This window comes from Ectothiorhodospira sp. PHS-1 (assembly GCF_000225005.1).
Classification (GTDB): Bacteria; Pseudomonadota; Gammaproteobacteria; order Ectothiorhodospirales; family Ectothiorhodospiraceae; genus Ectothiorhodospira.
Genome location: NZ_AGBG01000016.1, coordinates 59,001 through 65,949 on the forward strand (window position 1 = coordinate 59,001; position 6,949 = coordinate 65,949).

The following is a 6,949-nucleotide window of genomic DNA, read 5'->3' on the forward strand; positions in this document are numbered from 1 at the left end:
ATGGCGAATCACTCGCAGCCGGGTTGAAGCAATATTTGTACCGTGGTCTTTTTGTTGTGTCTTTTTTATTATTTTTGTTGATTTTCAATGATTTGTGTTTTTTTTAGTGAGCTTGGGCAAGACCCGGCGTATGTGAGCTTCAAGACAACCCGGATATTTGTCAGTGTTCTGACCCCGTCATTCCCGCGCAGGCGGGAATCCAGTGCCTGTGCAGGACTACGAATTCTGGGCTTCCGCTTTCGCGGGAGTGACGAGGGGAGAGGGGAGTGGCGAGGGGGGAGCGACAATGGGAAGATGTCGATAGAGTTGCACTGCACAAGACTGTCCATATACGCTCCGGCCCATGTTCCCTCCCCTGTACCGAAGATCCTCCGCCATGTCGCTTGCCCGTGTCCTGGTATCCCTGTGTCTGTGTGTGTTCATGATGGCGGAGGCGGCGGCCCAGCCGCTGCCGCCCCAGGTGCAGCGACTGCTGGAGCAGTACCGGATTCCCGCCGAGGGCATCAGCGTCCTGGTGCAGCCGGTGACGGGGGGCGCCCCGTTGCTGGAACACCGGGTGGATGTGCCGCGCAATCCCGCCTCGGCCATCAAGCTGGTGACCACCTATGCGGCCCTGGAAGTGCTGGGTCCGGCCCATACCTGGCAGACGGAAATCCATACCTTTGCCCCGGTGGTCAATGGCACCCTGCAGGGGGATCTCTACATCCGCGGCGGGGGAGACCCGTTTCTGGTGGCTCAGGAGGTATGGAAGATGGCCGGTGCCCTGCGCCGCACCGGTATCCAGCGCATTCAGGGCGACCTGGTCTTCGATCTGAGTCACTTCGACATCCCCCGCGAGGATCCCGGCGCCTTCGACGGCCAACCCTTCCGGGCCTACAACCAGCCGCCCCATGCCTTGCTGATGAACTTCAATGCCATCAGCTTCCAGTTCCGTCCGGCCGAAGACGGGCGCTCCGTGCAGGTGGCGGTGGATCCACCCCTGGCGGATCTGCGCCTGGATAACCGCCTGCGATTGGGTGGACAGTCCTGCGGCACCTTTCCCCAGGGCGTCGGCTTTCATGTGGCCCGGGAACAGCCAGTGCCGCGGGTACTGTTGGAAGGGGAGTTCCCCAGGGGCTGTGAGGACGTGAGTCTGCTGCGCACCGCCCTGCCGCCGGAAGAATATGCCTACAGTCTGTTCACGGAACTGTGGGGGCAGTGGGGGGGCACCCTGGAAGGGGGGTGGCGGCTGGGCCGGATCCCCGATCCCGCGTCCCGTCCACGAGTGGTGCACCATTCCCCGCCGCTGGGGGATCTGATCCGACCGGTGAACAAGCACAGCAACAATGTCATGACCCGTCATATGAAGCTGGCCCTGGGGGCCCACCGGTATGGCGGTCCGGCCACCCTGGAAAAGGGCTATGCCGCCATTCGGGAGGTTCTGGAACGGGAAGGGATCGACACCCGGGGGCTGGTCATGGACAACGCCGCCGGTCTTTCCCGCACCAACCGGATCACGGCCAGCCAGCTGGCGGGGGTGCTCATGGCCGGACGCCGGAGCGCCTACATGCCGGAGTATGTCTCGTCCCTGGCCCTTTCGGGCATGGACGGCACCCTGCGTCGCCGCTTCGTGGGCCAGCCCGAGGCCGGGCGGATGCACCTGAAGACCGGTTACATCAATGGTGTGTCTTCCGTGGCCGGGTATGTGCGCACCGCCGGTGGACGCGATCTGGTGGTGGTGGTTTTGATCAATCATCCCAATGCCCACCGCTGGGCCGGTCTTGAGATCCAGGATGCCCTGCTGCGCTGGGTATATCGTCAGGGGTAGGGGGGCGAGCCTGATATCTACGCCGTTGAAGCTGCGCTACTATCCTGGTAACCGGCGGATACCGGTTGGCCCCATGCCTGATTGCGTTTTTGGAGGAACTCCCAATGATCGGCGGTATTCAAAACTACTACGAACACTTGGTGTACGACCGTATCCGTCACGTCCTGCTGGAGTCCGGTGATCCGCTGGATACCGTGCATATGGACGACCTGGCTTGCGTGGCCCTCAATCGCCTGCCGCCCCGTTACCTGAGATTTTCCGTGGATCTCACCACCCGCCTGACCGACGAGGACTGGGACGTGATCAACCGCCAGGTCAACGAGGCGGTGGACTATGCCTTCCGTACCACTCACCGGCGCCAGGAACTGCGCGAAACCTGACGATTCCTAGATGACCCCCTCTGCCGTCTTCAGACCGCTTTTTTCCTACCGCTCCTACTGGGCCGCACGCTTCGGCGTCGCGCCCTTCCTGCCCATGTCCCGGCACGAGATGGATCAGCTGGGCTGGGACAGCTGTGACGTGATTCTGGTGACCGGTGATGCCTATATCGATCATCCCAGCTTCGGGGTGGCCATCATCGGTCGCCTGCTGGAGGCCCAGGGTTTCCGGGTGGGGGTCATTTCCCAGCCCGACTGGCGTTCCTCCGAGCCTTTTCAGGCCCTGGGCCGGCCCAATCTGTTCTTCGGCGTGACCGCGGGCAACATGGATTCCATGGTGAACCGCTATACCGCCGACCGCCGCCTGCGCAGCAACGATGCCTACAGCCCCGACGACGAGGGTGGCCGGCGGCCGGACCGGGCGGTGATCGTCTACAGCCAGCGGGTGCGGGAGGCCTATCGCGACGTGCCCGTCATCATCGGCGGGATCGAGGCCAGTCTGCGACGGGTGGCCCACTATGACTACTGGTCCGACAAGGTCCGCCGCTCCGTATTGCTGGACTCCCGGGCCGATCTGCTCATCTACGGCAATGGGGAGCGTGCCCTGGTGGAGGCGGCCCATCGTATCGCCAGGGGGGAACACCCCAGAGACATGAAGGATCTGCGCGGCACCGCCTTCTTGCTGGATACCCCGCCGGGAGACTGGCATGTGCTGGACTCCACTCTGGTGGACCGGCCCGGGCCGGTGCAGCGACATCGGGATCCTTACTGCGAGGAGATTCCGGAGCAGTGCGGCCCGGGTCAGGCCGTGGCCTGGGGCAAGGCCGCGGGTGCCCAGGTGATTCGCGTCCAGCGGCGTGCCTTGACGGCCCACCCCCGGGAACGGACGGTCATCCGCCTGCCCGACTGCGACACGGTGCAGGATGACCCGGTGCTCTATGCCCACGCCTCGCGCCTGATCCACCTGGAAACCAATCCGGGCAATGCCCGTGCCCTGGTGCAGGGACATGGGGACAAGGACCTGTGGATCAATCCGCCGCCGATTCCCCTGAGCACCATCGAGCTGGATCAGCTGTTTGACCTGCCCTTTGCCCGCGCCCCCCATCCCGCGTATCGGGGGGCGCGCATCCCGGCCTGGGAGATGATTCGGTTCTCGGTGAACATCATGCGTGGCTGCTTCGGCGGCTGTACCTTCTGTTCCATCACCGAACATGAGGGGCGCATCATACAGTCCCGCTCCGAGGACTCCATCGAACGGGAAGTGGACGAGATCCGGGACAAGGTGGAGGGATTCACCGGGATCATCTCGGACCTGGGCGGGCCGACGGCCAACATGTACCAGCTCGGATGCAAGGACAAGGCCATCGAAGCCCATTGCCGCCGTCTGTCCTGCGTGCACCCCCGCATCTGCCGCAATCTGAATACCGATCACGGGCCGCTGATCCGGCTGTATCGCCGTATCCGCCAGCGTCCCGGGGTGAAGAAGGTGCTGATCGCCTCGGGGTTGCGTTACGACCTGGCCCTGGAGTCGAAGGAATACGTCCGCGAACTGGTCACCCACCACGTGGGCGGGTATCTGAAGATCGCCCCGGAGCATACCCAGCCCGGCCCCCTGTCACGGATGATGAAGCCGGGCATCGAGGTGTACGAGCGGTTTCGGGAACTGTTCGAGCGCTTCAGCCGGGAGGCGGGCAAGGAACAGTACCTGGTGCCGTATTTCATCGCCGCCCATCCGGGCACCACCGATGAGGACATGCTGCATCTGGCCCTGTGGCTCAAGCACAACGGCTTCCGTCTGGATCAGGTTCAGGCCTTTCTGCCGGGTCCCATGGCCCTGGCCACCGCCATGTATCACGCCGAGCGAGACCCGCTCAAGCCGGTGACCCGGGGCAGTGAACGGGTGTCGACCGCCAAGGGATTGCGTCAGCGCCGGCTGCACAAGGCATTCCTGCGCTACCATGATCCGGAAAACTGGCCGCTGTTGCGGGAAGCCCTGCAGCGCATGGGGCGGGCCGACCTGATCGGCAACGGCAAGCGCCACCTGGTGCCCCGGTTCCAGCCGGCGGGAACCGGAACCACGGGGGAGGGGCGTCGGCGACCGGTACAGGCCGCCGAGCGCCCCGCGTCGCGGCGCAAGAGTCCCCGCGGTCCGGCACCGGATCGCGGTGCGGTGGCCGGCCGTACCCGCAAGCGTCGTTAACGCCCCGCCTTGGGTCCCAGCAGCAGCCAGAGGATGAAGCCGATGACCGGCAACAGCAGCAACAGGACGATCCAGAGCACCTTGGCCCCGGTGCCCGCACGGCTCTGAATGGTGCTCACGATTGCCCAGATGACGGCGATCAGCAGGATCAGGCCCAAAAGACCGGTGACTTCAAAGCCCATAAACACCTCCGTTGCATGGATGGAAAGAGACGTTCCCCTGCCACCATACCCGGACCGTGTTGCTCTGGCCAGACTCCGCCGCCGTTGGCATCATGGCGTTGATGCCGGTATCCTCGCCGATGACAGGCGTTTGATTCATCAAGCAGCGGAGTCCAGTCCATGCCCTATGTCAACATCAAGATCACCCGTGAAGGCGCCACCCCGGAGCAGAAGGCCGAGTTGATCCGCGGCGCCACCCAGTTGCTGGTGGATGTGCTGGGCAAGAACCCCAAGACCACGGTGGTGGTCATCGATGAAGTGGATACCGACAACTGGGGCATCGGCGGCGAGACCGTGACCCTACTCCGTCGCCAGGGCTGAGGCGAATCATGGGGCACCCGTTCAAGCGTTCGGGCAGTGCACCGGGTCCCGGGGGACGCCGGAAGAAGACCGACATGGGTCTGGTGCTGGTGGGGCTTTTGCTGATCGGCGTGGGCCTGTTCACCCTGCTGGGCGGGGAGATCTGGATCAGCCGCCTGACCGTGGGGGAAGGGCAGGGCATCGGCGGAACCGCCGCCCTGGTGGTGGGCGGCATCTTCATCGGCCTGGGGGCCTTCTTCCTCAAGGAATCCCGCAAGTAGCGAGTCCGTCGTTTCAGGCGTGACCGTTGAGCAGTCGGTAAAGGGCCTGATACTCGGCGGTCAACTTGTGGTTGGGCGCCAGGTGGATCATGGGGCGGGCATGCTGGTGGGATTCACGGATCTTCACCGAGGCCGACAGGTAGGTGGCCAGTACCGGCAGGTTCTCGCTGATCAGTTCGTCCACCAGCGCCCGAGGCAGGTTGGCGCCGGATTGGAAGTGATTGACGATGATGCCTTCCACCTGCAACCGGTCATTGTGGTCTTCCTGGATCTCCCGCACGTTGTCCAGCAGCTCGTACAGGGCGCGGCGGGAAAAATCGTCGCAGTCGAAGGGAATCAGGCAGCGTTCCGAGGCGATCAGGGCTGAACGAGTGAAGAAGTTCAGTGCCGGCGGGGTGTCCATGTAGATGCAGTCATAATCCCCGGCGATGGCGTCCAGGGCGTCGCGCAGCTTGTAGATCTTGTAGCGGGACTCCAGCTTGGTTTGCAGGTTTTCCAGTTCCCGGTTGGCGGGCAGGATGCTCAGGTTCTCGAACGGGGTGGGGCTGACGAACTGGGCCAGGGAGGCGGTGCGTCCGGTGAGCCGCATCAGGCCCAGGGTGGAGGCAAAGAAGTCCGCCATGGTGTGCTTGCAGGTATCGGCGGCCTGTCCCATCAGGTAATGGCTGGAATTGCCCTGGGGGTCCAGGTCGATGACCAGCGTCCGCAGGCCGTGACTGGCACTGATGGCCGCCAGGTTGCAGGTGATGGTGGACTTTCCCACCCCCCCTTTCTGATTGAAGATCACGCGTCTCATGTACTGCTCCCAACCGGAATGGCGCATGGACAGGGTGTCCATGCCTCAGTTGGTGGGGCAGTTTAGACAAAGGCGCCCCCGGGGTCGAGGACTGTCGGACCCTCAGTCCGGCTGTCCATGGGACAGCGCCCAGGTCACGGCCCGGCCCCGGCCCTCCTGGATCTGCTCCGGCGTGGCCCGGGATTCCAGCGTCCGGCGCAGGTCCATCCCCAGTTCATCGCCCCCCGCCGCCGCCAGATTCGACCACTGGATGGCGGCCACGGGGTCGGCGGTCACGCCCCGACCTTCCGCGTGCATCATGGCCAGCCAGGCCTGCATGCGGGGGTGACCCTGGCGAGCACCCTCATGGGTGTAGTGGAAGGCCTTGTCGTCATCCGCCGTCACGCCGCCGATCCCCTCGATATAGAGTCGTGCCAGGAAATACAGGGCCAGCACTTCACCGGCCTCCATGGCCGGCAATAGCAGGGCCTCCGCTGCCAGGGCGAGATCCGGATCGCGTCCTCCGAGGGCGTCGGCGATCCAGATCGAAGCCAGCGCCACCCGCGCGGGTGCATGTCCCTGGTCGATGGCGTACCGGAACCAGTCTTCCGCTGTCTCCCGGTCTCGCGGGACCCGTTCGCCCCTCAGATGGATCCAGCCCAGGTGCATGGCATAGGGCAGGGCACCCGCTCGGGCGGCCTGGCCGTACCAGTACACCGCCTGTTCACCGTCGGGTGCCGTTCCATGACCGTGTTCGAACAGCCATCCCAGGTAGGCCATGGCGGTGGGTGAACCCTGCTCGGCGGCCTGCATGAACAGGGCTCTGGCCTGGTCATGGGCCGGCGGGTCCTGCGCCAGGTACTGATGGGCCCGTGCCTCCGGATCCGGATCCGGTGCCGGATTTGCCGAAGCGGCGCTGGTCGACAGCAGCAACAGGGTTAAAAGCAGGATGCGCATGCGGGAATCCACTCCTTAACGGATTCGTCAC

The 6,949-nt window shown here is 64.3% G+C and carries 8 protein-coding genes; 5 read left to right on the top strand and 3 right to left on the bottom strand.

Going from position 1 to position 6,949, the window contains the following annotated elements:
- Positions 1-376 precede the first annotated feature (376 nt).
- The 3 genes from dacB to ECTPHS_RS08425 all read left to right on the top strand — a co-directional run bounded on the left by dacB (position 377) and on the right by ECTPHS_RS08425 (position 4,384).
- Positions 377-1,807 carry a D-alanyl-D-alanine carboxypeptidase/D-alanyl-D-alanine-endopeptidase gene (gene dacB, locus ECTPHS_RS08415; RefSeq protein WP_008932303.1) on the top strand — a complete coding sequence of 477 codons (1,431 nt, stop codon included), beginning with the start codon at positions 377-379 and terminating at the stop codon, positions 1,805-1,807.
- A gap of 104 nt (positions 1,808-1,911) precedes the next feature.
- A complete protein-coding gene (locus ECTPHS_RS08420; RefSeq protein WP_008932304.1) occupies positions 1,912-2,187 on the top strand; it encodes a late competence development ComFB family protein in 276 nt (91 codons plus the stop codon).
- Between the two features lie 10 nt (positions 2,188-2,197).
- Positions 2,198-4,384, top strand: a complete 2,187-nt coding sequence (locus ECTPHS_RS08425; RefSeq protein WP_008932305.1) for a YgiQ family radical SAM protein — start codon at positions 2,198-2,200, stop codon at positions 4,382-4,384.
- Here ECTPHS_RS08425 and ECTPHS_RS08430 read toward each other — a convergent pair.
- Complete coding sequence (locus ECTPHS_RS08430; protein ID WP_008932306.1) at positions 4,381-4,566, bottom strand: PLD nuclease N-terminal domain-containing protein; 186 nt, start codon at positions 4,564-4,566, stop codon at positions 4,381-4,383. The genes ECTPHS_RS08425 and ECTPHS_RS08430 overlap by 4 nt on opposite strands.
- 159 nt (positions 4,567-4,725) lie before the next feature.
- Between ECTPHS_RS08430 and ECTPHS_RS08435 the strand changes: the two genes are divergently transcribed.
- Together ECTPHS_RS08435 and ECTPHS_RS08440 are read left to right on the top strand one after the other, a co-directional pair.
- Positions 4,726-4,926 carry a 4-oxalocrotonate tautomerase family protein gene (locus ECTPHS_RS08435; protein WP_008932307.1) on the top strand — a complete coding sequence of 67 codons (201 nt, stop codon included), beginning with the start codon at positions 4,726-4,728 and terminating at the stop codon, positions 4,924-4,926.
- Between the two features lie 8 nt (positions 4,927-4,934).
- Positions 4,935-5,186 (top strand): hypothetical protein, encoded by a 252-nt coding sequence (locus ECTPHS_RS08440; protein ID WP_050814236.1) that lies wholly within the window; start codon positions 4,935-4,937, stop codon positions 5,184-5,186.
- 13 nt (positions 5,187-5,199) lie between these two features.
- Here ECTPHS_RS08440 and ECTPHS_RS08445 read toward each other — a convergent pair whose 3' ends face one another.
- Together ECTPHS_RS08445 and ECTPHS_RS08450 are read right to left on the bottom strand one after the other, a co-directional pair.
- Positions 5,200-5,982 (bottom strand): ParA family protein, encoded by a 783-nt coding sequence (locus tag ECTPHS_RS08445; protein WP_008932309.1) that lies wholly within the window; start codon positions 5,980-5,982, stop codon positions 5,200-5,202.
- 102 nt (positions 5,983-6,084) lie between these two features.
- A complete protein-coding gene (locus tag ECTPHS_RS08450) occupies positions 6,085-6,918 on the bottom strand; it encodes a tetratricopeptide repeat protein (protein WP_008932310.1) in 834 nt (277 codons plus the stop codon).
- Positions 6,919-6,949 lie beyond the last annotated feature (31 nt).

Excerpts from the sequence above, each read along its gene's own strand:
- dacB (WP_008932303.1), top strand. The coding sequence starts at position 377 with ATGTCGCTTGCCCGTGTCCTGGTATCCCTGTGTCTGTGTGTGTTCATG.
- ECTPHS_RS08420 (WP_008932304.1), top strand. The coding sequence starts at position 1,912 with ATGATCGGCGGTATTCAAAACTACTACGAACACTTGGTGTACGACCGT.
- ECTPHS_RS08425 (WP_008932305.1), top strand. The coding sequence starts at position 2,198 with ATGACCCCCTCTGCCGTCTTCAGACCGCTTTTTTCCTACCGCTCCTAC.
- ECTPHS_RS08430 (WP_008932306.1), bottom strand. The coding sequence starts at position 4,566 with ATGGGCTTTGAAGTCACCGGTCTTTTGGGCCTGATCCTGCTGATCGCC.
- ECTPHS_RS08435 (WP_008932307.1), top strand. The coding sequence starts at position 4,726 with ATGCCCTATGTCAACATCAAGATCACCCGTGAAGGCGCCACCCCGGAG.
- ECTPHS_RS08440 (WP_050814236.1), top strand. The coding sequence starts at position 4,935 with ATGGGGCACCCGTTCAAGCGTTCGGGCAGTGCACCGGGTCCCGGGGGA.
- ECTPHS_RS08445 (WP_008932309.1), bottom strand. The coding sequence starts at position 5,982 with ATGAGACGCGTGATCTTCAATCAGAAAGGGGGGGTGGGAAAGTCCACC.
- ECTPHS_RS08450 (WP_008932310.1), bottom strand. The coding sequence starts at position 6,918 with ATGCGCATCCTGCTTTTAACCCTGTTGCTGCTGTCGACCAGCGCCGCT.